This is a genomic window from Peribacillus sp. SIMBA_075, assembly GCF_046534585.1.
In genome coordinates, this window is record NZ_JAWRYN010001251.1 from 1 (window position 1) to 248 (window position 248).

Below are 248 nucleotides of genomic sequence, written 5' to 3' on the forward strand. Positions count from 1 at the left end.
GGCGTGATCACCAAGGGCGTGGGCGTGATCGCGCTGCTGATGCTGCTGCCGGCCGCGTTCGCCGCGCGCGCCGGCTGGCCGCGGATCCGGGTCGGCCTGCGCGACGCGCGCTTCTGGCTGGGGCCGCTGGTCTTCCTGCTGGCGATCGCCCTGTGGCTGGTGCCGGTGGTGGCGGTGGCGCTGTCCAGCGGCGAGCCGGAGTACCGTGCCTACCTCAACGACATCCTGTTCCGGCAGACCGCCAAGCG

The 248-nt window shown here is 73.4% G+C and carries 1 protein-coding gene; it reads left to right on the forward strand.

Going from position 1 to position 248, the window contains the following annotated elements; genetic code table 11:
* Window positions 1-248 (forward strand): hypothetical protein (locus tag SB775_RS32340; protein WP_410865386.1); only part of this gene is annotated, 248 nt, incomplete at both ends.